This is a genomic window from Sinorhizobium sp., from assembly GCF_059070375.1.
This window is the reverse complement of the sequence record NZ_JCACWC010000003.1, coordinates 2,673,302-2,698,858: the sequence shown is the minus strand read 5'-3', so window position 1 is coordinate 2,698,858 and position 25,557 is coordinate 2,673,302. Positions and strand designations below refer to the sequence as shown.

The following is a 25,557-nucleotide window of genomic DNA, read 5'->3' as shown; positions in this document are numbered from 1 at the left end:
TCGCCGGGCCGGGACATGAAGAGCCGGAAGCGATTCCGGCTTTCCTTTTGCCGCGAGCCCGCTAGTTTTTTGACTGACGCGGGATTTGCGCGGCATCGCGCCAGCGAAAGGAATTTGTCGTTCATGACCAAGCTTCTCGGCATATCGGGCAGTCTGCGGAAGGCCTCCTTTAACACTGCATTGCTCAAGGCCGCACAAGCGGTGGCGCCGGACGGGGTGGAATTCGAGACCGCGACCTTGCATGGCATTCCGCTGTATGACGGAGACGTGGAGGCCGAAAGCGGCGTTCCGGCCGCTGCGGAGGCGTTGAAGCAGAAGATCGTCGCGGCGGACGGCGTCATTTTCTTCACGCCGGAATACAACAATTCGGTCCCGGGTGTTTTCAAGAATGCGATCGACTGGCTGAGTCGCCCGCCAGCCGACATAAAGAAGGTCTTCGGCGGCCGGCCGTTCGCGCTGGCCGGCGCATCTTCGGGAAGCTTCGGGACCATTCTCAGTCAAAACGCCTGGCTGTCGGTGATGCGGACGCTCGGCGCCGAAATGTGGTCGGGCAAGCGGCTGATGGTGCCGAAAGCCGATACATTGTTCGACGGCGACGGACAGCTGAAGGACGATCAGACCCTGGAGAGGCTGCGCGGCTTCGTACAGGCCTTCGCCGATCACGTCGCCGGCAAGGCATGACGCTCAGAGGCCGGATTCCGCGAGCCAGGGCCGGATAACGGCGATGTCTTCGACGCCTATTCCGTGGCCGGTATCGAGGTCGACTTCCTCGAAATCGGCTCCGCTGGCCCTGAGCGCCCTCTTCAGTTCCGGCGCGTGCTTGCCGTAGGGGTCGTCCTTGCCGGTGAGCATCAGCACTTTGGTGCCGGCAAGGTCCGGTTCCGGCGCGCTTTCGAGCGCCGCCATCGCGCGCATCAGCACCGCGTTCCTGACAATGCCCGGGTGGAGATGCAGCACCGCGGCGAGCAGGTTGGCGCCGTTCGAGTAGCCGATGAACACGGTCTTCTCCGGGTCGAGGCCGTAGCTCTCGCGCGCGCCTTCTACGAAGGCGGCAAACGCTTCCGCTTCCGAGCGAATGTCCTGCTGGTCGAATTTCGTCATCGAAAAACGCCGGAACCAGCGCGGGAAGCCTTCCTCGGTGCTTCGGCCGCGCACGCCCAGGAGAGTCGCATGCGGATCGAGCTGACGGCCGAAGGGCAGCATATCGATTTCGTTGCCGCCGCTGCCGTGCAGCAGCACGAAGGTGCGATCGTTCGCCTTCTCCGGACGGTGGAACCGATGGATGAAGGGAAGCTCGCGCTGCGGCACCCTGGGTTCGCCGGGCAGCGCAAATTGCGGCAGCCTGACCAGCGTTGCCGTGGGATCGCTCGCCAGATGCGGGGGCAGGAACAGCGTCGTGCCGAGAGCATCCGGAGCTTCGTCGACGGTAAAGCCGGGCCCGTCCGTAGCGAGCTCGCAGAGCGCACCGCCGGGCTCGCGCACATAGAGCGAGAAGAAATATTTCCGGTCATGCGCATTGGTGGCGCCGGCGTGGTCCTGCTCGAGATCGGCTCTCACCGCAAGCACGGTCGCCTCATCGGGGGCGCGGAAGGCGATGTGGTCGATCGTGCCGGTACCAGGGGCGGCACTCCAGAAGCCGCCGGCATCGCGGACATCGATCACGTCCCCGGACGAGGAGGTGAGGCGACGGATGCTCTCCGTCGCTCCGGTCTCGGTGTAGCCGAAGTGGTTTTGAAGGAAGTGCGCCGTGTCTTTCGGTTTTTCCGTGAGCACCGTCGCGCCGCGTAAGCGGCGGATGGAGTCCGTTTCGGGGATGTCGCGTCCCGCCCAGGGCGCGGGCTCCGCAAGCGCGTTCGTTCCCACCAGCTTGACGATCACGCCGTCCGGGTCTTTCAGACGCAGGACCGGTTCGCCGAACTCCTGCGAAGGGCCGGTTGCCTGGATGTTGAACTTCAGCGCCCGCGTCATCCAGTAGCCGATGCTGTCAGGCGGAATGGCGAAGGCGATCTCGCTCGGCTGGCCGTGACCGACCCGGCCCGGAGAGCCGTCCTCCCAGACCAGGAAACTCACGAGAGAGCCCGGCGAGCCCGCGGCGTCGCCGTAGAAGAGATGCAACTGATTGGGATCTTCGTAGCCGCCGGTCCGCTTGACGAGGTGCAGCCCCAGGAAGCCGACATAGAAATCGACGTTGGCCTGTACCTTGCGGGCGATCAGGGTGATGTGGTGAATGCCGCTCGTCACGGTTTTGTCCTCCCTGCCGTCGTCCCGGCGAGAAACGACTGGAAGGCTCCGCCGTATTCCGGATGCCAGCGCGATAGGGGCGGCCGGTTCTCGACGATGTCTCCCGCTGCCCAGAGGATGCGCCTTTCGTCGGTCGCACGCGCGACGTCGTTGTCGGGGCAAAGGATATAGAAGTCGCCGCGGGCAAGGCTCTCCATCATGAAGTCCACCGTCTGTTCCGGCGTCCAGGCGTCCGCCGGCTTCTCGGTGCGTCCCTGCGCGGTGAGGGACGTGTAGACGAAACCGGGGATCAGCAGATGCGCATTGACCTTGCAGTCCTCGGTATTGCGCAGTTCGTGCTGCAGGGCCTCGGTGAAGACCTTCACGCCCGCTTTCGACAGATTGTAGGCCGGATCGCCGGGCGGCGTGGTGATGCCCTGCTTGGACCCCGTGTTGATGATCAGCGCGGGCTCTCCATGGGCGATCATTGCCGGCGCGAAAATGCGCGAGCCGTTGATGACGCCCCAGAGGTTGATGCCGATTACGGCCTCCCAGTTTTCCAGTGGGCCGAAGACAGAGCTGCCAGGCTGGATGCCGGCATTGTTCATCAGCACATGCACGTGTCCGAAGCGCTCTTGCGTGGCACGCGCCAGAGCCACGAGGTCGTCGGCCCGCGACACATCGGTTTCGATCGCCGCGATATCGCCGGAGCCGCCCGAAGCGACCTTCGAGACCTCGGCCGCCGCCGCGTGCAATCTCTCGCCGCCGAGATCGGCGAGCACAACCTTCATTCCAAGGCTGGCGAAGCGCCGCGCCGAGGCAAGGCCGATGCCGGAGGCGGCGCCGGTCACGACGGCGACGTTGTTCTTGGCTATGGCGGAGTAGGACAGCATGGTTTCGATTCTGCTTGGAACGGATCAGGCAGACATAGGGTCTGCGCGCCGGCAAGTCCATGAGACTGCGTGGAGCGCGACGGGAAAAATGCGTGCTGCGTTGCCACGTTCACCAGCTTTCGTCTTCGGTCTTGTCGTTCTTTTGCGCCATGCTAGTGTGTCAAGTCTGCCCCATCCGCTCCGGTCCGCCGGGCCTCGAGATACCTCATGATAACCGAAGGCAAATTCAACAAAGGCACGCCCTGCAAAGAGTGTCCCTTGCGCCCGCTTCCGCTGTTTCGCCCCTTCAAGGCGGAAGAACTTGCATTCGTCTCCCACTTCAAGATCGGCGAGCTCGTCTTCGATGCGAACGCGACGATACTCGCGGAGGGGGAGCAAAGCGAGCATCTGTTCACCGTGCTTTCCGGATGGGGCTTTCGCTACAAGATGCTCGATGACGGCCGGCGGCAGATCCTGAACTACGTGATGCCGGGTGATATCGTCGGGCTGCAAGGCACTCTCATGGGCGAGATGCAGCATTCGATCGAGGCGCTTTCGCCGGTCGTGCTCTGCGTCTTCCAGCGCGACAGGCTCGGCGAACTTTACAGGCAGCATCCCGACCTCGCCTACGACCTGACCTGGATCGCAGCGCGTGAGGAGCGGATGCTGGACGAGAATCTGCTGAGCATCGGCCGCCGTTCCGCTCTGGAGCGGGCAGCCTACCTCATCGCCTTTCTTTACCAGAGAGCCGCCACGCTGGAGCTCTTCCGCGGCGGCTGGACCGTTATTCCCGTCACGCAGCAACACGTTGCCGACACGCTCGGCCTCTCGATCGTCCACACCAACAAGACGCTGAAGAAGCTGGCTGCCAGGGGCCTCCTGCGCTGGGCCGAGAAGGGCTGCGCCGTCCACGATATCGACGGCTTGCTTGCGCTTGCGGGCTGGGACGGATTCAGCGAGCCGAAGCGGCCGCTGATTTGATGCGAATCTTCATGCGTCTAATTACGTACAACATGTCTTTTTTAAATGCGCCCGGCCTGCCGGGTGTTCTATTAGCCGCTTCTTTATGGTCTCGGAAAATCGAGAGGCCGAGGATGCAGATATAATGCCAGTCAGTCAGGTTCCGCCGGCCATCAAGTCAGTCCTCGTCCTCGAGGATAATTTCCTTATCGCTCTGGACATGGAAGAGATGCTCGTCGCACTCGGGGTGACGAGCGTTCACGTCGCCACCACCAGGGCAAAGGCGATGGAACTCATCGCCGATCATACGTTCGATTTCGCAATTCTCGACATCAACCTGGGGGACGACACGAGCTTTGCCGTTGCCGATGCGCTGATGGCGCGGGGCATCAGCTTCGGCTTCACCAGTGGCTATGGGGAACTGTTGGCGCTGCCGAGCCATCTTCGCGATGTTCCGAGGATCGACAAACCCTTCAGCGAGGGAACGCTCAGCAGCCTCATCGCCACGGCCGCCTCTTCAAGAGACATGTGACTGCCGTTGCGGCCTACGCCCTGCCGCGCGAGATGAACCAGGGATTGGCGAAGTCGCTGTCATCCGGTTGATTGCGCTTGCCGTAGCCGAGCGGATTGCCCGCCATTGTCAGTGTCTGGCCACCTGCCGCCCTCAGGATCGCGTCGCCTGCCGCGGTGTCCCACTCCATCGTCCGGCTGAAGCGCGGATAGATGTCGGCAATGCCTTCCGCCAGCAGGCAAAACTTCAGCGACGAGCCGACGGCCTCATGGTCGCTGATGCCCTGATCGGCGAGGAAGGAGATCGTTTCGGGGCTGTTGTGCCAGCGGCTGGTCAGCGCCATCGGCCGGTCGCCGCAGCGGCGGCAGCCGATTGTGGTCCATTCGCCCGTGACCCGGCCATCCTCGACCGCCGCCTTCTTCGCCATGCCCGCGGCCGCCGAATAGATGAGGCCGAGAGCCGGTGCATAGACGACGCCGGCGACGGGTGCGCCGCTTTCTATGAGACCGATATTGACGGTGAAATGGCTGTTGCGCTCGACGAATTCCTTCGTGCCGTCCAGCGGGTCGACGAGGAAGAAGCGCGTTCCGGCGATATCGGCAACGTGGCCTGCGGCGACCTCCTCCTCCGCGACGACCGGTATATCCGGGAAGGCAGCCGCCAGATCGGCAAGGATGATCTGCTCGGCGCGGTGGTCCGCATCGGTCACGGGCGAGGCGTCAGCCTTGTAGGTGACGGCCGGCCCGGCCCGGTAAATTTCCAGGATTGCTTGTCCGGCGGCGAGCGCCGATGTCTCCAGTATGTCCAGCATTGCTTCCTGTTCTTGCGGTCGAGGCGATTCGCTTTGGAGCGCTTCGCCTCTTATCAGACGGGCAACGGCCACTGTAGCACTTGAATTGCTGCGCGGGTCATTTGCCGCGGCGGGATGGGCTTCCGCCCACGGTAATGCGCCCCGCTTCATTGCCGCTTTCTGCCCTTTGCTGCCGAAGGAGGCTATTTCGCAAGCGAATGCTGCTGAAATTTTCATTTTTCCGGCTCGAAAAGTGTCAAATCGATTTTATCGCAGAACAATTTGGTGGTGGCGCATTTTTTAGCTTTCATTTTCAATTGAAAGCGGTATGAAATCGGGCCTAGCACATGCTCGAAAACGAGTATTAAAAAACAAGAGATCGGACCGACAGGATCCGGTCCAGGGGAAGATTGATGGAGTATTTTGTCCAGCAGCTCGTCAACGGGCTGACGCTTGGGTCTATTTATGGTATGATCGCGATCGGTTATACCATGGTTTACGGCATCATCGGCATGATCAACTTCGCCCACGGCGATATCTTCATGCTTGGCGGCTTTGCCGCATTGATCGTCTTCTTGCTTCTCACGACTTTCATTGCCGGCGTGCCGGTTGTACTGGCGCTTTTGATCATGATGGTCGTCGGTATGCTGACTGCTGCGCTTTGGAACTGGACCATCGAACGCGTGGCCTATCGCCCGCTTCGCGGTTCCTTCCGTCTGGCGCCGCTGATCACGGCGATTGGCATGTCGATCGTGCTGTCGAACTTCATCCAGGTGACGCAGGGCCCGCGGAACAAGCCTATCCCGCCTCTGGTCTCCTCGGTCTATGACCTGTTCGGCATCTCGGTTTCTCTGAAGCAGATCATCATCGTCGTCATCACGGCAATCCTGCTCTCGGTCTTCTGGTACATCGTCAACCGAACGCCGCTCGGCCGGGCCCAGCGTGCGACCGAACAGGACCGCAAGATGGCGGCGCTGCTCGGTGTCGATGTCGACCGCACGATCTCGGTGACCTTCATCATGGGCGCCGCACTCGCCGCCGTCGCCGGGACCATGTATCTGATGTATTACGGCGTGGTTGTGTTCACCGACGGTTTCGCCCCGGGAGTCAAGGCGTTTACCGCTGCCGTTCTCGGTGGGATCGGCTCGCTGCCCGGCGCCGTGCTCGGCGGCTTGCTGATAGGCCTCATCGAGTCGCTGTGGTCCGCCTACTTCACCATCGACTACAAGGATGTCGCGACCTTCTCTATTCTCGCGATCGTCCTGATCTTCAAGCCGTCGGGTATTCTCGGACGACCGGAAGTCGAGAAGGTATAGTTCCATGGCAAATGTCGCATCCACAACCGCAAGCGCCGGCAGCGAGCTGACGGCGCGGGCGCTCCGCGAGGCTGTCTTTGCGGGCCTCATCACGCTCGGAATGTTCGTGCTCTTCGTCGGCCTCAAGACCGACCAGAACATCCGCAACGAGCTCATCCTCACGCCGCGATTTGGCCTGCTTGCGACCTTCGTGGCCATCGCCATGGTCGGCCGCTTTCTCATGGTCGCCTATGTCCAGCCGCGGCTGGCGCAGCGCAAGGCGGCAAAGGCGGCCGCGCCCGATGTGGTGAAGGAGGAGACCTTCTTCAGCCGCAACTGGTCGAAGATCGCGGTCATCCTGCTGCTGTTCTACCCACCGGTGATCGTCGCGCTCGTGGGCGTCCAGGGATCGCTGAAATGGGTCGACAATTTCGGCATTCAGATCCTCATCTACGTGATGCTTGCCTGGGGCCTCAACATCGTCGTCGGTCTCGCCGGGCTGCTCGATCTCGGCTATGTGGCCTTCTATGCCGTCGGTGCCTATTCCTACGCGCTGCTCTCCAGCTATTTCGGCCTGTCCTTCTGGGTGCTGCTGCCGATTGCCGGCCTTCTCGCCGCCTGCTGGGGCGTCGTTCTCGGCTTTCCGGTGCTGCGCCTCAGGGGTGATTACCTCGCGATCGTGACGCTCGCCTTCGGTGAGATCATCCGCCTCGTGCTGATCAATTGGACGGAAGTCACCAAAGGCACGTTCGGCGTTTCCGGCATCGCCAAGGCGACGCTCTTCGGTATCAAGTTCGATGCCACGAAGGACGGCTTCGCGGCAATGATGGGCCTGCCGATGTCTTCGGCCTATTACAAGATCTTCCTGTTCTATCTGATCCTCGGTCTCGCCCTGCTGACGGCGTTCGTCACGATCCGGCTGCGCCGGATGCCGATCGGCCGCGCCTGGGAGGCATTGCGTGAAGACGAGATCGCCTGCCGTTCCCTCGGCATCAACACCGTCACCACCAAGCTGACGGCGTTTGCGACGGGCGCGATGTTCGGCGGCTTTGCCGGTTCGTTCTTCGCCGTGCGTCAGGGCTTCGTCTCGCCGGAATCCTTCGTCTTCCTGGAATCGGCCGTTATCCTCGCCATCGTGGTTCTCGGCGGCATGGGCTCGCTGACGGGTATCGCCATTGCCGCCGTCGTCATGATCGGCGGCACGGAAATCCTGCGTGAACTGACCTTTCTCAAGATGATCTTCGGACCGACCTTCACGCCGGAACTCTATCGCATGCTGATCTTCGGCCTCGCCATGGTCGTCGTCATGGTCTGGAAGCCGCGCGGCTTCGTCGGATCACGCGAGCCGACCGCGTTCCTGCGCGAACGCAGGGCAATCTCCGGCAGCTTCACCAAAGAGGGGCACGGCTGATGGCCTTTGGGACCGACACCATGACAAAAGATCCCATCCTCAAGGTTGAACGCCTGTCGATGCGCTTCGGCGGTCTCATGGCCATCAACGACTTCTCCTTCGAGGCGGAGCGTGGCGAGATCACAGCGCTGATCGGTCCGAACGGAGCGGGCAAGACGACGGTGTTCAACTGCATCACCGGTTTCTACAAACCGACGATGGGCATGATCACCATGCGGCAGAAGTCGGGCGCCGAATTCCTTCTGGAACGGCTGCCGGATTTTGAAATCACCAAAAAGGCCAAGGTGGCTCGGACCTTCCAGAACATCCGCATGTTCTCGGGTCTGACGGTGCTCGAAAACCTGCTCGTTGCTCAGCACAACAAGCTGATGCGGGCATCCGGCTATACCATTCTCGGCCTGTTCGGCTTCCCGGCCTATCGCGAAGCATCCAGGGAATCGATCGAGCTCGCCAGGCACTGGCTCGAAAAGGCATCGCTGACCGAGCGAGCCGACGATCCGGCCGGCGACCTGCCCTATGGTGCCCAGCGGCGGCTCGAGATCGCCCGCGCAATGTGTACCGGGCCGGAGCTTCTCTGCCTGGACGAGCCCGCGGCGGGTCTCAATCCGCGCGAATCGCTCGCCCTCAATGAACTGCTCCAAGAAATCCGCCGCGATACCGGCACCTCCATCCTGTTGATCGAGCACGATATGTCCGTTGTGATGGAAATATCGGATCACGTCGTCGTGCTCGAATACGGTCAGAAGATTTCCGACGGCACCCCGGACTTCGTGAAGAACGATCCAAAGGTCATTGCGGCCTATCTGGGTGTCGAGGACGAAGAGGTTGAAGAGGTGATCGGAGAAATCGAGGAAATCGAAGGCGAGCGTGGGGGGCCCGGACAATGACTGCGCCCCTGCTGCATGTGAGAGGCGTCGAGACCTATTACGGCAATATCCGCGCGCTGAGCGGCGTGGACATGGAGGTCCATCGTGGCGAGATCGTCGCGCTGATCGGCGCCAACGGCGCCGGGAAGTCGACGCTCATGATGACGATCTGCGGCAGCCCGCAGGCGCGCACCGGCTCGGTCCACTTCGACGGCCAGGACATCACGCGTCTGCCCACGCATGAGATCGCGCGTCTAAGGATTGCCCAGTCGCCGGAAGGGCGCCGGATTTTCCCACGCATGACGGTGCTCGAAAACCTCCAGATGGGTGCGAGCCTCGACAATCTGAAGCACTTCAAGGAAGACGTGGAGAAGGTCTTCACGCTTTTCCCGCGGCTCAAGGAGCGGCAGGCGCAGCGTGGGGGGACGCTTTCGGGAGGCGAGCAGCAGATGTTGTCGATCGGCCGTGCTCTGATGGCCCGTCCGAAGCTCCTGCTGCTCGACGAGCCGTCGCTCGGGCTTGCGCCATTGATCGTCAAAGGTATCTTCGAAGCGATCAAGGTGCTCAACAAGAACGAGGGCCTCACCGTATTCCTCGTCGAACAGAACGCCTTCGGAGCGCTCAAGCTTTCCGATCGAGGCTATGTAATGGTCAACGGCCGTGTGACGATGAGCGGGTCAGGCAAGGACCTCCTCGCCAATCCGGAGGTTCGCGCGGCCTATCTCGAAGGCGGCCGCCATTGATCCGCCGGGTGTGGAGTTGAGTGAGATGCACGGAATTCTCTACGAAGAAGCCTCGATCTGGCAGTTTGTTTTCATCACCTGCGTTCTCGGGGGCTGGACCGCGTGGCGGACCGGCAAGAGCGTCGCGGAAAGCTGGGGTGACGTTCCGCGGCTCGTGATTTATGTCGCACTTTTGGGCTGGGGCATCCGGTTCATCCACCATGCGCTTTTCAACGGAACGATGTTCACCCTGCAATACTATGTAGTGGACACGGTCGTCCTTTTATTGTTTGCTGCCGCTGGTTTCCGTTACTATCGGACCAAGCAAATGGCCAGCATGTACTATTGGCTTTATGAAAAAACTTCGCCTTTCTCCTGGAAGGCAAAATAAGGGAACGGCGCGTGCCGGTCCGCGGCCGGTGCGAAAGAACACCGGCGCAATGATGGTGGGCATTGCGCAGGCTTATGAAACGAGACCCGCTCGAATATTTGGGAGTAACAAGATGAAAAAGTCTCTTCTGTCGGCCGTTGCGCTGACAGCAATGGTCGCCTTCAGCGGCACCGCGTGGGCTGACATCCTGGTCGGTGTCGGAGCTCCGTTGACTGGTCCGAACGCCGCCTTCGGCGCGCAGATCCAGAAAGGTGCAGAGCAGGCGGCCGAGGACATCAATGCTGCAGGCGGCATCAATGGGGAACAGATCAAGGTCGTACTCGGCGACGACGTTTCGGATCCCAAGCAGGGTGTTTCCGTCGCCCAGAAATTCGTGGCCGATGGCGTGAAATTCGTCGTTGGTCACTTCAACTCGGGCGTCTCGATTCCCGCATCGGAAATCTATGCGGAAAACGGCATCCTGCAGGTGACGCCGGCCTCGACCAACCCGCAATATACCGAACGCGGCCTGTGGAACACCTTCCGCACCTGTGGCCGTGACGACCAGCAGGGCGCCGTTGCGGGCGCTTATATCGCGGCCAATTTCAAGGACGCAAAAGTCGCCGTCATTCACGACAAGACCCCCTATGGTCAGGGCCTTGCCGACGAAACCAAGAAGTCGATGAACGAAGCCGGCGTCACCGAGGCGCTCTATGAAGGCATCAACACCGGCGACAAGGACTTCTCCGCACTTATCGCCAAGATGAAACAGGCTGGTGTCTCGATCGTCTATTACGGCGGTCTGCACACGGAAGCCGGCCTGATCATGCGCCAGATGAAGGACCAGGGCCTGAACGCGACGATGATGTCGGGCGACGGCATCGTCTCGAACGAACTGGCCTCGATTGCCGGCGATGCGGTCGACGGCACGCTGATGACCTTCGCACCAGACCCGCGCAAGAGCCCGGCTGCCAAGGACCTCGTCGAGAAGTTCCGCGCCGCCGGCTTCGAGCCTGAAGCCTACACGCTCTATGCCTATGCGGCCCTTCAGGTGATCGCAGAAGGCGCCAAGGCCGCCGGCAACACCGATCCGCAGGCGGTCGCCGAAGCCATCAAGGCCAAGGGCCCGTTCAAGACGGCAATCGGCGAGCTCGGCTTCGACGAAAAGGGCGACATCACACGCCCGGACTACGTCATGTACACCTGGAAAAAGGGTGACGACGGAAAGTTCAGCTACTTCCAGAACGAATAGTTCTTCTTACAGGCAATCTGGAAGGCCCGGCGGCAAACGCCGGGCCTTCTGCCGTTGTGCGCCCGGCATGGGCGCACTCTTGTCGCGGCTGACGCGATCCAGCGCCTCGGCAAGCACCATATCGAAGCGGCAGCGCGCGGAATCCATGACCAGCGCCTGGAGACCGGGCCGCTGGATCATGCTGGAGCCGGAGATGGAAGGGTCCACCTGCCTCCTTCTCGGCCGTAGCCGGCACATGCGGAGCTGGTCGGCGATCCAGGCCTCGCGCTGCAGGTCCGAGGAACAGCGGGCGTAGACGGCAACCTTCACTGAAATTCGCTCCGAAGCATCAGGTGGTGCGCTTCCTCCGTCGCTTCGTCATCTGTATTCTTGAGCATAGCATTCCCTTGCCAACTGCCGTGCCAGGAAATCGACCACGCGCAGCCAGCGCGGGTCCGGATTGCCGCGGGGGGGCGGCCACCGCGCTATCGCGCACTGTGGTATAGCGCGATGACCTATGGGATTCCCGCCTTGGCATCGCCATATCCCGCTCCGTCCCGCCTCTCGCCGACAACTTCGGCCATTGAATTGACCATCTCGTATTGCAGTATGCGATACAAACCCCTATATTCCCCCGAAGGAGACGAATGATGGCCAGCACAGCGGAACGCAAGGAATATCCCATCTCGATGCGCCTGCCCGAAGCAGACGTGGCGATGATTGATCGCGCTGCCAGCCTGCGGGGACGCTCGCGCACCGAATTCGTGCGCGATGCGGCGGTGCGCGCGGCCGAGGAAGTGGTCATGGAGCAAAGCCCGATCCGGATGAGCCCCGACAGTTTTGCCGCCTTCATGGAGGCCCTGTCCGCTCCGGCGGAACCTGTTCCCGAGATGGTCGAGCTGGCCAAACGGCCTGCTCCATGGGAGCCTGGCTACGTTCCGAGACGGTAATACCCGGTGCTATCCGTTCCCGAGCCGCTCTCCGCAGCGCATGATGTCTCGCAATTCTCGTGTGGCAAGCCGTCGCTCGATCACTGGCTGAAAACGCGCGCCCTGACCAATCAGGAGAGGGGGTTCACTGCCGTTCTCGTGGTGCATGAGGAAGGCCGTGCCGTCGGCTACTACGGTCTGGCGCCCACGGCGGTCGTGCCGTCGGTCCTTCCGCGTTCGATCCGCACTGGCCAGCCACCTGATCCCGTTCCCTGCCTCCTTCTCGGCCAACTCGCCACCGACACTCAGTGGGCAGGCTTGGGTATCGGGACGGGTCTGGCGAAGCACGCGCTACAACGCTGCGTCCGGGCGGCCAGCCTTATCGGCGGCCGCGCTGTGATGGTTAATGCGATTGACGTCGAGGCTTCGCTGTTCTGGCAGAGGCGTGGTTTCACGCCCTCGAAGGAAGATCCCTTCGTCCTGTTCCGATCCATCAGCGCCATCGCCGCCTCCTTCGCCGAGCGGTGACTATTCGGTCTTGGTGTTATCGGCTTAGCGCTGGTGTTCGAGCGCCGACGCTTCCTGTTCAATGATGCACTTTATCGCAGCAGCGATGCCCGGAGAGCCGCGATCTCTTGTTTCAGTCGGGCGACCTCTGCCGGCTCCATCCCCGTCGCATCGGCAATGCCGATCGGGACGCGGCTTGCTTTTTCCCGGAGCGCGCGGCCCGTCTCGGCCAGGCGCACGCGCACTTGCCGCTCATCGGCCTTGTCGCGGGTGCGCAAAATGTAGCCCATGGCTTCCAGCCGCTTCAGCATGGGAGTGAGCGTGCTCGACTCCAGGAACAGCTTCTCGCCCAGACTGCCGACGGTCTGGTCGTCCTTTTCCCAAAGAGCCACCATCACGAGGTATTGGGGGTAGGTCAGGTCGAGCTCGTCGAGGAGCGGCTTGTAGACACGCGTGAAGGCGTGATTTGCGGAGTAGATCGCGAAGCACAGGAAGTCGTCGAGCTTCATGAGTTCCTCCGAAGGTGGGAGGTTTGCCTTTGCCATCGCTTCGGTCCCGATTGTCTTTCCGACTATAATAAATCGTTCGCGATATAATCGCAAGGTATTGACGTCTGCCGCAGTTCGCGATAAATGTCGTGCACGATTTGATTGTTGCCAATACAACTCCCGCCGCGATGATCGGATCGTGAATTTTGATCGGATTTCAGGGAAAGGAGCATTTCCAATGACCAAGGCTCAGGCGAAGACAACCACGAACGACGTCTCCCGCAGAGAAATTCTGGCAGGCGCAATCGGCGCCGCCACCGCCGCGGCCGCACTCTCGGCCACCAGCCCGGCCGTCGCCGGTGGCGCCGAGCCGCAAGCCGGTGCGGCGGCCACGAGAGTAACCGGCAGCAGGATCAACACGCGTGATGGCGTCGAGATCTACTACAAGGACTGGGGTCCGAAGGACGGACCGGTGGTCGTCCTCAGTCATGGCTGGCCGCTTTCGTCGGACAGCTGGGAGGCACAGGCCTTCTATCTCGCCAGTAACGGCTTTCGGGTCGTCACCCATGACCGCCGCGGCCACGGCCGCTCGAGCCAGCCATGGGACGGCAACGACATGGACCATTACGCCGACGATCTCGCCGATCTGATCGAAACGCTGGACCTCAAGGACATCTTCCTTGCCGGCTTCTCGACCGGCGGCGGCGAAGTCGCCCGCTATATCGGACGCCACGGGACCGCCCGCGTCGCCAAGGCAGGACTGATCTCGGCAGTGCCGCCCTTGATGGTCAAGACCGACGACAACCCCGGCGGTCTGCCGAAGGAGGTCTTCGATGGCCTGCAGGCCGCCAGCCTCGCCGATCGCTCGCAGCTTTACCGGGACATCGCCTCGGGCCCGTTCTTCGGCTTCAACCGGCCCGGCGCGAAACCTTCACAGGGCATGATCGACAGCTTCTGGCTGCAGGGCATGACGGCCGGTCACAAGAACGCCTATGACTCCATCGTCGCCTTTTCGCAGACGGATTTCACGGAAGACTTGAAGAAATTCGACGTGCCGACGCTCATCATACACGGCGACGACGACCAGGTCGTGCCGATCGATGCTGCCGCCCGTGCCTCCAAGAAGCTGGTGCCTCAAGCCGAGTTGAAGGTCTATCCGGGTGCGCCGCACGGCATCACGGATACCCACAAGGACCAGCTCAACAAGGACCTGCTCGACTTCGCAAGGTCCTGAGCCAGCGGGATTGCTGCAGGCAGAGCAGCTGAAAAGGGCACCCGAGGGTGCCCTTTTTTGTATCCGACCGGCTACCCATCGGCTCGATTTCATGCACTATCCGGACGGATTCCGGGAGACATATGATGACCGCCAAGCCGCGCATTCTTATCACTTGCCGCAGGCCGCAGGCCGTGGAGCGGGTTTTAGACGCGTCGGTCTCTCGCTTTTGCGAGGCTTCGGTTTCTTCCTGTGAAACAATGGTTTGACTTCTGCAACGCGGTTCGGGCGAAAACCCGTCCCAAGGGGAGCTTCGGCGAACGTCCATGGAAACGGCAGCGATCATCGCACCGCAGCGGGCGAGAGGAGAGGGGCGGCTCGTCGCCAAGGCCGAAGGCGGACGCACGCGCATCGCCGAGCTCTACCAGGAAGGCTGCGCCAAGATCCGTCTGCCCAGAACCTTCGATGCCTCGATGGAGGCCGTGCTCATCAATTCATCGGGCGGCGTGACGGGCGGTGACCGGCTTTCCTGGGAATTCAGGGCGGGAGAAGGCACGAAACTCACGCTGACGACGCAGGCCTGCGAGAAGATCTACAAGGCAAGCGCCGGCACGGCCGAGATTGCGACGCGCATCGCGGTCGCCGCCGGCGCTCACGTCGACTGGCTGCCGCAGGAGACGATTCTGTTCGATCGGTCGGCCCTGTCGCGGAGCCTGGAGGTCGACCTCGCCGCCGGCGCATCCTTTCTCGCGGTGGAGGCAGTTCTGATCGGCCGCAAGGCCATGGGCGAGGAGGTGCGCGCCGGCCTCTTCCGCGACAATTGGCGAATTCGAAGCGGCGGCAGGCTGATTCACGCAGAGAACCTCGCCTTGGCCGGAGACGTCGCGGCGCTTGCGTCGCGGCGAGCGGTCCTCGACGGCGCTTCCGCCTTCGCGACCCTCGTCTATGCCGCGCCGGATTGCGAGTCGCAGCTTTCCAGAATGCGTTTGGCGCTCGCGGGACATGCCCTGTCCGGCGTCAGCCATTACCACGTCGGCGGTCGGGACAAGATCGTCGCCCGCCTTGCTGCGGCCGATGGGTTCGCGCTCAGAAAAATCCTGATCCCGCTCATTTCGCACTTGCGTAAAGACGCGTCAGTGCCGAAAGTCTGGACTCTCTGATCCCTGCAATCGATCTGGACGGCGACGCATGAATCTCACTCCGCGCGAAAAAGACAAGCTGTTGATTTCCATGGCGGCGATGGTCGCGCGGCGGCGGCTCGAGCGGGGCGTGAAGCTCAATCATCCCGAGGCGATCGCCCTCATCACCGACTTCGTCGTGGAAGGCGCGAGAGACGGCCGTTCCGTCGCCGATCTGATGGAGGCAGGCGCCCATGTTCTTACCCGCGATCAGGTGATGGAGGGCATTGCGGAGATGATCCACGACATCCAGGTCGAGGCGACTTTTCCCGACGGGACGAAGCTCGTCACCGTCCACGAGCCTATCCGCTAGCGAGGAGGCACCATGCTCAGCCTGCGTCCAAACTGCGAATGCTGCAATCGAGACCTGCCACCCGATAGCGGCCATGCGATGATCTGCACCTTCGAGTGTACTTTTTGCGCCGGCTGTGCGGAAACGAAGCTTGGCGGGACTTGCCCGAATTGCGGAGGCGAACTGGTCCGGCGCCCGGTGCGGCCTGTGGCAATGCTGAAGAAATATCCGGCATCGACGGAGCGCGTCCTGAAGCCCGAAGGCTGTGCGCCCGAACGAGCCGTCTGAGGGGAACGATCATGATCCCAGGTGAGATTATCGCCGCCGCCGGTGAGATCGAGTTAAATGCGGGCCTCGAAACCGTCAGCATCGAGGTTGCCAACTCCGGGGACCGACCGGTGCAGGTCGGCAGCCATTATCATTTCGCCGAGACCAATCCGGGCCTGATCTTCGACCGTGACGCCGCGCGCGGCAAGCGGCTCGACATCCCTGCGGGTACGGCCGTCCGCTTCGAGCCTGGACAGACACGGCAGGTGACGCTCATTCCGCTTTCGGGAAAGCGCGAGGTTTTCGGCTTCCGCCAGCAGGTCATGGGGAAGCTATGAGAGCGGCCGCTCCTGCTTTGAGCCTGTTGTTGTGCTGCACGGCTTCCGCCTATGCGCAACAGCCCGAGCCGGATTGCGGGAAGGCCGTGACCCAGATGGATCTCAACATATGCGCCGATCAGGACTACCGGGCGGCGGATGCGGAGCTGAACAAGACCTACCGCCTCGCGGTCGCGGCCATGCAGGCGACCGACAAGGAGCTTGGCGGCATCGACGCGGCTTACGTCGGAGCGCTCGAGGCACTGAAAAAAGCCCAGCGCGCCTGGATCGGCTATCGCGACGGCCAATGCGAACTCGCCGGGTTCGAGGCGAGGGGGGGCTCGATGGAGCCCATGCTGGTCTCCGGTTGCCTCGCAGAGCTGACACGCAAGCGCACGGCCGAGCTCAAGAAACTCATGGAATCTTCGGAGAATTGATCATTGCGAAGCGGCCGCGTCATCATGATCGTTGGCAATGGTGACGTGCCCGAGGGCGCTGCCGCGACGATCGATGCAGCCGATCTGGTGATCCGTTTCAACGATTGCCGCTCGGTCGGGAAGGGCGGCAGCAGGACCGATATCATCGCCGTCTGCAACACCGGCCGCCCGGCACTGTCAATGCTTGCCGGCGGGCGCTGGAAGACGAGCGAGCCGGTCCGGCAGGCACGCGAGCTATGGAGCGTCCGCGCCGGAGCCAGGTTCGCCGCGATGCGGGCAGCACTTGCCGAGACACATCCGGATCTCGACGATTTCTGCGACGACTATACGGCCGGCTTCGAGAGCTTCGCGCGGGCTACGGCACGCAAGCACCGGGTCATCGCGGCCGAGACGCATGACCGGCTGGAGCGCGATCTCGCCCGCTTCGCGCCGTCGCCTTATGTCGCGCCGTCGAGCGGCTTGGTGGTCATTTCCGACATCGTGTCGAGCTTTGCCGCAGCCGGCGACGATGTCGTGCTTGCCGGCTTCGGCCATATCGGCTGGCAGTGGCACCCGTTTGCCGCCGAGCGCCGCTATGTCGATGCGCTCGCAGCGCAAGGGCGGCTTCGCAGGCTTCATCCATTTGTCTCTTCAGATTTGCCCCAGGGAGCCTGAGCCATGTCCTACAGAATGTCGCGCGCGGCCTATGCCAACATGTTCGGTCCGACCGTGGGCGACAAGGTGCGCCTCGCCGACACCGAGCTCTTCATCGAGGTCGAAAAGGACTTCACCACGCATGGCGAGGAGGTGAAGTTCGGGGGCGGCAAGGTCATCCGCGACGGCATGGGCCAGAGCCAGGTGACGCGCGAAGGCGGCGCGGTCGACACGGTGATCACCAATGCGCTGATCCTCGATCATTGGGGAATCGTGAAGGCGGATATCGGGCTGAAGGACGGGCGGATCGCGGCAATCGGCAAGGCCGGCAATCCGGACACGCAGCCGGGCGTCACCATTATCGTCGGTCCGGGTACGGAGGTTATCGCCGGCGAGGGCAAGATCGTCACGGCCGGGGGCATGGATAGCCATATACACTTCATCTGCCCGCAGCAGATCGAAGAGGCGCTGATGAGCGGCCTGACATGCATGCTCGGCGGCGGGACGGGACCGGCGCACGGTACGCTCGCCACGACCTGCACGCCCGGACCCTGGCACATCGCCCGCATGATCGAAGCGGCCGATGCGTTTCCGATGAATCTCGCCTTTGCGGGCAAGGGCAACGCGTCGCTGCCTGGAGCGCTCGTTGAAATGGTACTCGGCGGCGCGACTTCGCTGAAGCTGCACGAGGATTGGGGCACGACGCCGGCCGCCATCGACTGCTGCCTCTCCGTGGCCGATGAATACGACGTGCAGGTTATGATCCACACCGACACCCTCAACGAAAGCGGATTCGTCGAGGATACGATTGCGGCGATCAAGGGCCGGACGATCCATGCCTATCACACGGAAGGCGCCGGCGGCGGGCATGCGCCCGATATCATCAGGATCTGCGGCCAGCCGAACGTCATCCCGTCCTCCACCAATCCGACGCGGCCCTATACGGTGAACACGCTTGCGGAACATCTCGACATGCTGATGGTCTGCCATCACCTGTCGCCCACCATTCCGGAAGACATCGCCTTCGCCGAAAGCCGCATCCGCAAGGAGACGATCGCGGCGGAGGATATCCTCCACGATATCGGCGCCTTCTCGATCATTTCCTCCGACAGCCAGGCGATGGGGCGCGTCGGCGAGGTGGCGATCCGCACCTGGCAGACCGCCGACAAGATGAAGCGCCAGCGCGGACGGCTCCAGGAGGAGACCGGCGACAACGACAATTTCCGCGTCAAGCGCTATATCGCCAAATACACGATCAACCCGGCGATCGCCCACGGTCTCAGCCACGAGATCGGCTCGCTCGAGGTCGGCAAGCGCGCCGATCTGGTCCTCTGGAATCCGGCCTTCTTCGGCGTGAAACCCGACATGGTGCTCCTCGGCGGCACGATCGCAGCAGCCCCCATGGGCGACCCGAACGCCTCCATCCCCACGCCGCAGCCGGTCCACTACCGGCCGATGTTCGGCGCCTATGGAAAGAGCCGGACCAACTCCTCGGTCACCTTCGTCTCGCAGGCGTCGCTCGATGCCGGGCTTGCCGGCAGGCTCGGCGTCGCCAAGGAGCTGGTCGCCGTTCAGAACACGCGCGGCGGCATCGGCAAGGCGTCGATGATCCACAACAGCCTGACGCCGCATATCGAAGTAGACCCGGAAACCTACGAGGTCCGCGCCGACGGCGAGCTCCTGACCTGCGAGCCGGCGACGGTGCTGCCGATGGCGCAGCGCTATTTCCTGTTTTGAGCCGAACAGCCATGCATCGGCCGCATGGCTGCCATGCGGGAGGCCTCGAACCGTCGCTTTGATGCTGCACTGCAGCGGAAATTTCGTTAGGAAGGGCACTCGATTTCGCCGGTGCGCCTGTCCTCCCAAGACTGCGCCGCCGGCAGCCAGTTGTTAGGAGATGATGATGCTCGGCAGAAAAGTTCCCGCTGTAACCTTCCGCACCCGCGTCCGCGACGAGTCCGTCGGCGGTTCCAATCCGTTCCGCTGGCAGGACGTTACCTCGGACGACTATTTCGCCGGCAAGCGCGTCGTGCTGTTTTCGCTGCCGGGTGCTTTCACCCCGACCTGCTCGACCTACCAGTTGCCGGACTTTGAAAAGCTCACCTCCGAATTCCGGGGTCTCGGGATCGACGAGATCTACTGCGTCTCCGTCAACGACGCCTTCGTGATGAACGCCTGGGGCAAATCGCAGGGCCTCGAGAACGTCAAGCTCATTCCGGACGGTTCGGGCGAGTTCACCCGCAAGATGGGCATGCTCGTCGCCAAGGACAATCTCGGCTTCGGAATGCGCTCCTGGCGCTATGCCGCCGTCGTCAACAACGGCGTTGTCGAGAAGTGGTTCGAAGAGGAAGGCTACTCCGACAATTGCGACAGCGATCCCTACGGTGTCTCCTCGCCGCAGAACATTCTCGCGGCGCTGAAATCCAAGAAGCTCGCCGCCTGATCCCGATTCTACCGAATCGATAAAGCCCCGGCTGCCGCAAGCAGGTTCCTGAAAATCCACGCGATTTTCGCCTTCTTGCTGGTGCCGGGGCTTTTTCTTGCTACAGTGAAGACTTCCAAGAGGAAGCGGATGTGGGGGGCGAGAACCGTTCACGTTTCCTCTTTCACCGGCAAGGGGAATGCAGAAATTCATGGTTTACATTATCGCATATCTGACGGCGCATGCGGGCAAGGGCGACGAGATCGTGGCGCTGACGAAGCCGCTGATCCAGGCGACGCTGAAAGAGGCCGGTTGCGTCAGCTATGAGCTCTATCGCAAGCCCACGGATCCCGATGCGCTGGTGTTCGTGGAAACATGGAAGGACAGGGCAGCTATCGATGCCCATTTCGCCGAACCGCATCTGAAGGCCTTTCAGACGGCGGCGGCAAGCCTGCTGGCGAGCGCCCGCGTCGAGATCGTGCATCCGGAAAAGATCGAGGTGGTCTGACGTGCCCTATCGCTCGACCGAAGTTCGTTCGCCCGGTCCGGGCGAGAGGGCGCCGCTCCATCGCCTGACCCTGACGCATGAGCAGCGCCATCTGCGCCGCAAGCTCCTGCACCTCGACAACGACGATGTGGTGATGCTGGATCTCAAGGAGCCCGTGATGCTCGCCGATGGCGATCTCCTGGTGCTCGAGGGAGGCGGCCATATCGAGGTGAAGGCGGCAGCGGAGGCGCTTTACGACATCCGCGCGCGAAACGCGCTGCATCTGATAGAGCTTGCCTGGCATCTCGGCAACCGGCACCTGCCGGCGGCGGTGGAAGAGGGACGGATTCTGATAGCCCGCGACCCGGTCATTCGCGCCATGCTGGAGGGCCTGGGCGCCACCGTCGATGACGTGATCGAGCCCTTTCATCCCCTGCACGGCGCCTATCACCAGCACGGTCACGGCGATCACCACCGTCATGGCTGAGAATGCCGATACGCAGTCGCTCCTGCGTCTCGTTACCTGGCTCTCGCCCGCCTTTCCCGTCGGCTCCTTCTCCTATTCCGGCGGTCTGGAGCAAGCCATTCATGACGAGCTTGTCACCGGTGCCGACGATTTGCGGCTCTGGTGCGAAACGCTCCTGGATCACGGCACGACGTGGAACGACGCGCTGCTTCTGGCGGAAGGTTACCGTGCATTTGACGATGCCGCGCGGTTGATTGCGGCATCGGAACTGGCCGAGGCGCTTGCCGGATCGCGCGAGCGGCACATGGAAACCATGCTCCTCGGCGAGGCGTTCCTGGCCGCCGCCGGCCACTGGCCGCACGCGGCCCTTAAATTCCCCGGCGGGAGAGCCGCCTATCCGGTGGCGGTCGGCGCGGTCGCCGGAGCGCACTCTACCGGCCTCGAAGCGGCGCTCGCCGCCTTCCTCAATGCCACCATATCGAACGCGGTGTCGGTGGCTATCCGCTGCGGCGTTACCGGCCAGCGCGACGGGGTCGGCATGCTTGCGCGTATGGAGGGGACGATAGGGGCGGCGGCAGAGCGCGCCGCGCGCGCCTCGCTCGATGATCTTGGCGCCGCGACGATCATCGCCGACATTGCCTCGCTGCGACACGAGATCTTGCATTCACGATTGTTCCGCACTTAACGGAACGACGGACGGACTTCGAAAGGATAGAAGGGATGGCATCGAAAAACGGTCCTCTGCGCATCGGTATCGGCGGTCCGGTCGGGTCCGGAAAGACGGCACTTACCGACAAGCTCTGCAAGGCCATGCGGGAGAAATACTCCGTCGCGGTGGTCACGAACGACATTTACACCAAGGAAGATGCCGAAGCGCTGGTGCGTATGCAGGCCTTGCCTTCGGAGCGGATCGTCGGGGTCGAGACGGGCGGATGCCCCCATACGGCGATCCGCGAGGATGCGTCGATCAATCTTCAGGCGATTGCCGATCTCAACCGCCGCATTCCCGATCTCGATGTCGTCTTCATCGAGTCGGGAGGGGACAATCTGGCAGCGACCTTCTCGCCCGATCTCGCTGATCTTACGATCTATGTGATCTCGGTCTGCCAGGGCGAGGAAATTCCGCGCAAGGGCGGACCGGGAATCACCAGGTCCGATCTGCTGGTGATCAACAAGAAGGATCTCGCCCCTTACGTCGGTGCCGACCTCGGGGTCATGGAACGCGATGCGGCACGGATGCGAGCCGAAAAGCCGTTCGTGTTCTCGGATATGAAACGCGGCGACGGGGTGGAGCGGATCGTCGAATTCCTGACGGTGCACGGGGGACTCTGAGGAGAGCACCCCGGCGCAGCTCTCGTCCTATTCCGCGGCCAGCGCCGGATGGCTGATGACCTTGCCGTCGGACTTGCGGCGCTTCTCGTCTTCCAGCGCCTTGATGCGCTCTTCGAGGCTCTCGATCGTGCTGCCCTGTTCGGCGGCAAGCTTGCTCAGCGCCTCCTGGTCGAGCGGCGGTTCTTCCTCGTCCTTCTTGCCGATGTAGCGGCCGAAAGCCCAGGCGAGGAGACGCGACAGGTCGTCCATGATCAGGAAGAAGGACGGAACCACGACGAGGCTCAGGACCGTCGAGACGATAATGCCGCCGATGACGGCGATCGCCATCGGTGCACGGAAGGAACCGCCTTCGCCGACGCCCAGGGCCGAGGGCAGCATGCCCGCGGACATGGCGATCGATGTCATGACGATCGGACGGGCCCGCTTCCGTCCCGCCTCGATCATGGCAAGCGTCCGGTCCATGCCGTGATGCATCATCTCGATACCGAAGTCGACGAGCAGAATAGCATTCTTGGTGACGATGCCCATCAGCATCAGGATACCGATCAGCACCGGCATGGACAGCGCGTTCTGGGTGAGGATCAAGGCGGCTGCCACGCCGCCGATCGCGAGCGGTAGCGAGAACAGGATGGTGAAAGGCTGTATCACATCCTTGAACAGGAGGATGAGCACGACCAGAACCATCATCAGACCCAGCAGCATGGCGTTGCCGAAGCTCTCCTGCATCTCGGCCTGCACCTCGGCGTCGCCGCTTTCGAGGAACTGGACCGTCGCAGGCAGATCGGCGTCGGCGGCGATTTCCCTGAAGCGGGCCGATGCCGTGTCGAGCGCCACGCCGGCGGGCAGATCGGCGCCGAGCTTGACGACGCGGTAGCGGTCGTAGCGCTTGATCGAACTCGGCCCTTCCGCATAGTTGATGTCCGCGACGCTCGACAGCGGCACGGTCGCTCCGGATGCCGTCTGGACCTTCAGGTTGCGGATCGCCGCCAGGTCTGTGCGAAAATCACGGTCGAGCTGCACCCGGATCGGGATCAGGCGCCCATCGAGCGCGATCTTCGCCAACTGCGCGTCGATATCGCCGATCGTGGCGATGCGGATCACCTCGGAGATCTGCGCCGTCGTAATGCCAAGGCGCGACATCTGGTCGTCGCGGGGCCGGATCTGCAGTTCCGGTCGGGGCAGCGCCCCCTCGGGGCTGACGTTGGCAAGCAGCGGGTCTCGGCGCAGATCCGCTTCCAGGGTGGCGACCGCCTTGTCGAGATCCTCCTCGTTGTTGGAAAGCAGGTTGAACGACAGGTCACGTTCGCCGCGATCGTTGAGCTTGGTGACGCGGACATCGGGAATCGATCGCAATCGGGCGAAGATTTCCCTCTCGATCTCGGATTGCGGTTTGATCCGCCCGGCCGGGGGCAGCTTCGGCAGGTATTCGCCGATCAGCGGAGTGCGGCCGATCACGTCGTTGACGACCTTGTTGATCAGCGAATGATCGAGCTTCTCGAGCAGCACCGTGACGGCAGCGCGTCGCAGCTCGAGGTCGCCCTTGGGCGAGGCGCCGCCGAGCACGAAGACGTTTTCCACGCCGTCGATATCCTTGACGCGATTGTAGATCTCCGTGGTGGTCCGGTCCGTATCCGCGAGCATTGCGTCCGGCGGCAGTTCGATCGACAGGCTTACCCGCGAGCTGTCTTCCGGCGGCAGGAAGCTGCCCGGGACGAAGACGAGCAGCGCGACCACCGAACCGACCGAGAGCAGGATGGCGACGAGCAGCGTGGAGTAGCGCGTGTACCAGCGTTTCGTGGTGAAGCGTACGAGGCGCGTGTACTGGCGCATCATGAAGCCTTCATCATCATGATGCCCGCCGGCATCCGAAGGCTTCATCAGATAGGCCGCCATGACCGGCGTGATCAGGCGGGCGACCAGGAGCGAGAAGAACACCGAGACGGCGACCGTCAGGCCGAACTGGATGAAGTACTGTCCCGGAATGCCCGGCATGAAGGATACGGGCACGAAGACGGCGATGATCGTGAAGGTGGTGGCGATCACCGCAAGTCCGATCTCGTCCGCAGCCTCGATCGCTGCGCGGTAAGGCGACTTGCCCATCCGGATATGACGCTCGATGTTCTCGATCTCCACGATCGCATCGTCGACGAGAATACCCGTCGCGAGCGTCATCGCCAGGAAGCTGACGAGGTTCAGCGAGAAACCGAGCAGTTCCATCACCCAGAAGGTGGGGATCGCCGAGAGCGGCAGTGCGACCGCCGAAATCAAGGTCGCGCGCCAATTGCGCAGGAACAGCATCACGACGATGACGGCGAGCAGCGCGCCCTCGATCAGCGTATGAATCGCCGCCTCGTAATTGCCGTAGGTGAAGTAGACCGAATCGTCCACCATCTCGATGGAGACGTCCGGGTGCTTTGCCCGGATTTCATCGAGCGTCTTGCCGACGGTTTCCGCGACCGAGACTTCGCTCGCCCCCTTGGCGCGGAACACGGCGAAGGTGACGCCCGGCTGCCCGTTGAAGCGGGAGAACGACTTCGGCTCCTCATAGGTGTCGATGACATTGCCGAGTTCCGACAGACGGACGAAGCGGCCGTTCGGCAGCGAGATCATCGTACTCGCCAGCGCCGTTACGTCGCGCGTGTCGCCCAATGTGCGGATCGCCTGTTCGCTGCCGCCGACCTGGCCCCGGCCGGAACCGAGGTCCATGTTCATCCGGCGAAGTTGGGCGTTGACGTCGGCGGCGCTGATGCCAAAGGAATTCAGGCGGTCCTCATCGAGCTCGACCCGGACTTCGCGGTCGGAGCCGCCGTAACGGTCGACACGGCCGATGCCGGTCTGGCCCTGGATGGCGCGCTTGATCGTGTCGTCGACGAACCAGGAGAGCTCTTCCAGCGTCATGCCCGGCGACGAGACGGAAAATGTCTGGATCGCCTGGCCCTCCACGTCGACCTTGGAAACGATCGGCTCTTCGATCGAGGTCGGCAGATCGCTGCGGATGCGGTCGATGGCATCCTTGACATCCTGCACGGCCTGCGTCGTCGGGACTTCCATGCGAAAGATGACGGCGGTCGTCGAAATGCCGTCGGTGATCGTCGACTCGATATGGTCGACGCCGGAGACGCCGGCGACCGCGTCCTCGATCTCCTTGGTGACCTGGGTTTCCAGTTCGGCGGGCGCCGCACCGCTCTGCGTGACGGCGATCGAAACGATCGGCACGTCGATGTTCGGGAAGCGGGTGATGGGCAGCGAATTGAACGACTGCCACCCGAGCACCACGAGCACGAAAAACGCCAGGATGGGCGCGACCGGATTGCGGATAGACCAGGCGGAGAAATTCATGG

30 protein-coding genes are annotated in these 25,557 nt (G+C 62.5%); 24 read left to right on the top strand and 6 right to left on the bottom strand.

Going from position 1 to position 25,557, the window contains the following annotated elements:
- Positions 1-123 precede the first annotated feature (123 nt).
- Positions 124-681 carry an NADPH-dependent FMN reductase gene (locus AC5J09_RS25065; protein ID WP_100671918.1) on the top strand — a complete coding sequence of 186 codons (558 nt, stop codon included), beginning with the start codon at positions 124-126 and terminating at the stop codon, positions 679-681.
- A gap of 3 nt (positions 682-684) precedes the next feature.
- Here the strand turns inward: AC5J09_RS25065 and AC5J09_RS25060 are convergent, their stop codons facing one another.
- Both AC5J09_RS25060 and AC5J09_RS25055 read right to left on the bottom strand, forming a co-directional pair.
- The gene (locus AC5J09_RS25060) at positions 685-2,241 is read right to left on the bottom strand and encodes a VOC family protein (RefSeq protein ID WP_324762184.1); all 1,557 of its coding nucleotides are present in this window, start codon (positions 2,239-2,241) and stop codon (positions 685-687) included.
- Positions 2,238-3,113: an SDR family NAD(P)-dependent oxidoreductase gene (locus AC5J09_RS25055; protein WP_494298788.1), complete on the bottom strand. Its 876-nt coding sequence runs from the start codon at positions 3,111-3,113 to the stop codon at positions 2,238-2,240. Before AC5J09_RS25055 ends, AC5J09_RS25060 begins: the two co-directional genes overlap by 4 nt.
- A 207-nt stretch (positions 3,114-3,320) precedes the next feature.
- Here AC5J09_RS25055 and AC5J09_RS25050 point away from each other — a divergent pair, with 207 nt between their 5' ends.
- Together AC5J09_RS25050 and AC5J09_RS25045 are read left to right on the top strand one after the other, a co-directional pair.
- On the top strand, positions 3,321-4,073 hold the full coding sequence (locus AC5J09_RS25050; protein WP_494298786.1) for a Crp/Fnr family transcriptional regulator: 753 nt from the start codon (positions 3,321-3,323) through the stop codon (positions 4,071-4,073).
- Positions 4,074-4,197: 124 nt separating this feature from the next.
- The gene (locus tag AC5J09_RS25045; protein ID WP_100671914.1) at positions 4,198-4,584 is read left to right on the top strand and encodes a response regulator; all 387 of its coding nucleotides are present in this window, start codon (positions 4,198-4,200) and stop codon (positions 4,582-4,584) included.
- Between the two features lie 13 nt (positions 4,585-4,597).
- Here the strand turns inward: AC5J09_RS25045 and cysQ are convergent, their stop codons facing one another.
- Positions 4,598-5,374, bottom strand: coding sequence for a 3'(2'),5'-bisphosphate nucleotidase CysQ (gene cysQ / locus AC5J09_RS25040; protein ID WP_494298785.1), 777 nt, complete (start codon positions 5,372-5,374; stop codon positions 4,598-4,600).
- Between the two features lie 392 nt (positions 5,375-5,766).
- On the opposite strand from cysQ, the gene AC5J09_RS25035 reads away from it, so the two are divergent.
- From AC5J09_RS25035 to AC5J09_RS25010, 6 genes are all read left to right on the top strand, one after another.
- Entirely contained in the window at positions 5,767-6,669 is a 903-nt protein-coding gene (locus tag AC5J09_RS25035) for a branched-chain amino acid ABC transporter permease (protein WP_003525638.1), read from the top strand.
- 4 nt (positions 6,670-6,673) lie between these two features.
- Positions 6,674-8,059 carry a high-affinity branched-chain amino acid ABC transporter permease LivM gene (gene livM, locus AC5J09_RS25030; RefSeq protein WP_275597486.1) on the top strand — a complete coding sequence of 462 codons (1,386 nt, stop codon included), beginning with the start codon at positions 6,674-6,676 and terminating at the stop codon, positions 8,057-8,059.
- A complete protein-coding gene (locus AC5J09_RS25025) occupies positions 8,059-8,946 on the top strand; it encodes an ABC transporter ATP-binding protein (protein WP_018095766.1) in 888 nt (295 codons plus the stop codon). Before livM ends, AC5J09_RS25025 begins: the two co-directional genes overlap by 1 nt.
- A complete protein-coding gene (locus AC5J09_RS25020; protein ID WP_275597488.1) occupies positions 8,943-9,668 on the top strand; it encodes an ABC transporter ATP-binding protein in 726 nt (241 codons plus the stop codon). The genes AC5J09_RS25025 and AC5J09_RS25020 overlap by 4 nt, the downstream gene beginning before the upstream one ends.
- A 25-nt stretch (positions 9,669-9,693) precedes the next feature.
- Positions 9,694-10,038 (top strand): DUF6867 family protein, encoded by a 345-nt coding sequence (locus tag AC5J09_RS25015; protein ID WP_100671910.1) that lies wholly within the window; start codon positions 9,694-9,696, stop codon positions 10,036-10,038.
- A gap of 112 nt (positions 10,039-10,150) precedes the next feature.
- Complete coding sequence (locus AC5J09_RS25010) at positions 10,151-11,269, top strand: branched-chain amino acid ABC transporter substrate-binding protein (RefSeq protein WP_018095763.1); 1,119 nt, start codon at positions 10,151-10,153, stop codon at positions 11,267-11,269.
- A 6-nt stretch (positions 11,270-11,275) separates the two neighbouring features.
- Here the strand turns inward: AC5J09_RS25010 and AC5J09_RS25005 are convergent, their stop codons facing one another.
- Positions 11,276-11,578 (bottom strand): recombinase family protein, encoded by a 303-nt coding sequence (locus tag AC5J09_RS25005; protein ID WP_494298782.1) that lies wholly within the window; start codon positions 11,576-11,578, stop codon positions 11,276-11,278.
- A gap of 320 nt (positions 11,579-11,898) precedes the next feature.
- Between AC5J09_RS25005 and AC5J09_RS25000 the strand changes: the two genes are divergently transcribed.
- Both AC5J09_RS25000 and AC5J09_RS24995 read left to right on the top strand, forming a co-directional pair.
- Positions 11,899-12,198 (top strand): type II toxin-antitoxin system TacA family antitoxin, encoded by a 300-nt coding sequence (locus AC5J09_RS25000; RefSeq protein WP_018095760.1) that lies wholly within the window; start codon positions 11,899-11,901, stop codon positions 12,196-12,198.
- 6 nt (positions 12,199-12,204) lie between these two features.
- Complete coding sequence (locus tag AC5J09_RS24995) at positions 12,205-12,705, top strand: GNAT family N-acetyltransferase (RefSeq protein WP_100671909.1); 501 nt, start codon at positions 12,205-12,207, stop codon at positions 12,703-12,705.
- Between the two features lie 71 nt (positions 12,706-12,776).
- On the opposite strand, the gene AC5J09_RS24990 is transcribed toward AC5J09_RS24995, so the two are convergent.
- Entirely contained in the window at positions 12,777-13,229 is a 453-nt protein-coding gene (locus AC5J09_RS24990) for a MarR family winged helix-turn-helix transcriptional regulator (protein ID WP_494298781.1), read from the bottom strand.
- A gap of 181 nt (positions 13,230-13,410) precedes the next feature.
- Between AC5J09_RS24990 and AC5J09_RS24985 the strand changes: the two genes are divergently transcribed.
- The 13 genes from AC5J09_RS24985 (at position 13,411) to ureG (ending at position 22,216) form a co-directional block, all read left to right on the top strand.
- The gene (locus AC5J09_RS24985; protein WP_275597492.1) at positions 13,411-14,406 is read left to right on the top strand and encodes an alpha/beta fold hydrolase; all 996 of its coding nucleotides are present in this window, start codon (positions 13,411-13,413) and stop codon (positions 14,404-14,406) included.
- Positions 14,407-14,711: 305 nt separating this feature from the next.
- Entirely contained in the window at positions 14,712-15,545 is an 834-nt protein-coding gene (locus AC5J09_RS24980; RefSeq protein WP_494298780.1) for an urease accessory protein UreD, read from the top strand.
- Between the two features lie 28 nt (positions 15,546-15,573).
- Positions 15,574-15,876: an urease subunit gamma gene (locus tag AC5J09_RS24975; RefSeq protein ID WP_100671906.1), complete on the top strand. Its 303-nt coding sequence runs from the start codon at positions 15,574-15,576 to the stop codon at positions 15,874-15,876.
- A 12-nt stretch (positions 15,877-15,888) separates the two neighbouring features.
- Complete coding sequence (locus AC5J09_RS24970) at positions 15,889-16,143, top strand: DUF1272 domain-containing protein (RefSeq protein ID WP_018095755.1); 255 nt, start codon at positions 15,889-15,891, stop codon at positions 16,141-16,143.
- An 11-nt stretch (positions 16,144-16,154) separates the two neighbouring features.
- Entirely contained in the window at positions 16,155-16,460 is a 306-nt protein-coding gene (locus AC5J09_RS24965) for an urease subunit beta (RefSeq protein ID WP_003525615.1), read from the top strand.
- Positions 16,457-16,876, top strand: coding sequence for a lysozyme inhibitor LprI family protein (locus AC5J09_RS24960; protein WP_275597494.1), 420 nt, complete (start codon positions 16,457-16,459; stop codon positions 16,874-16,876). Before AC5J09_RS24965 ends, AC5J09_RS24960 begins: the two co-directional genes overlap by 4 nt.
- A gap of 3 nt (positions 16,877-16,879) precedes the next feature.
- Positions 16,880-17,530 carry a glycosyltransferase family 29 protein gene (locus AC5J09_RS24955; RefSeq protein WP_411921590.1) on the top strand — a complete coding sequence of 217 codons (651 nt, stop codon included), beginning with the start codon at positions 16,880-16,882 and terminating at the stop codon, positions 17,528-17,530.
- Positions 17,531-17,533: 3 nt separating this feature from the next.
- Complete coding sequence (gene ureC / locus AC5J09_RS24950; protein WP_324762179.1) at positions 17,534-19,246, top strand: urease subunit alpha; 1,713 nt, start codon at positions 17,534-17,536, stop codon at positions 19,244-19,246.
- A 166-nt stretch (positions 19,247-19,412) separates the two neighbouring features.
- Entirely contained in the window at positions 19,413-19,952 is a 540-nt protein-coding gene (locus AC5J09_RS24945) for a peroxiredoxin (protein ID WP_494298778.1), read from the top strand.
- A 190-nt stretch (positions 19,953-20,142) separates the two neighbouring features.
- Complete coding sequence (locus tag AC5J09_RS24940; RefSeq protein WP_080636521.1) at positions 20,143-20,439, top strand: putative quinol monooxygenase; 297 nt, start codon at positions 20,143-20,145, stop codon at positions 20,437-20,439.
- Between the two features lies 1 nt (position 20,440).
- Complete coding sequence (ureE, locus tag AC5J09_RS24935; RefSeq protein WP_018095749.1) at positions 20,441-20,905, top strand: urease accessory protein UreE; 465 nt, start codon at positions 20,441-20,443, stop codon at positions 20,903-20,905.
- A complete protein-coding gene (locus tag AC5J09_RS24930; RefSeq protein WP_494298777.1) occupies positions 20,898-21,569 on the top strand; it encodes an urease accessory protein UreF in 672 nt (223 codons plus the stop codon). The genes ureE and AC5J09_RS24930 overlap by 8 nt, the downstream gene beginning before the upstream one ends.
- Positions 21,570-21,604: 35 nt before the next feature.
- On the top strand, positions 21,605-22,216 hold the full coding sequence (gene ureG, locus AC5J09_RS24925; RefSeq protein ID WP_494298776.1) for an urease accessory protein UreG: 612 nt from the start codon (positions 21,605-21,607) through the stop codon (positions 22,214-22,216).
- Between the two features lie 27 nt (positions 22,217-22,243).
- Here the strand turns inward: ureG and AC5J09_RS24920 are convergent, their stop codons facing one another.
- Positions 22,244-25,555 (bottom strand): efflux RND transporter permease subunit, encoded by a 3,312-nt coding sequence (locus AC5J09_RS24920; RefSeq protein ID WP_494298775.1) that lies wholly within the window; start codon positions 25,553-25,555, stop codon positions 22,244-22,246.
- Between the last annotated feature and the right edge of the window lie 2 nt (positions 25,556-25,557).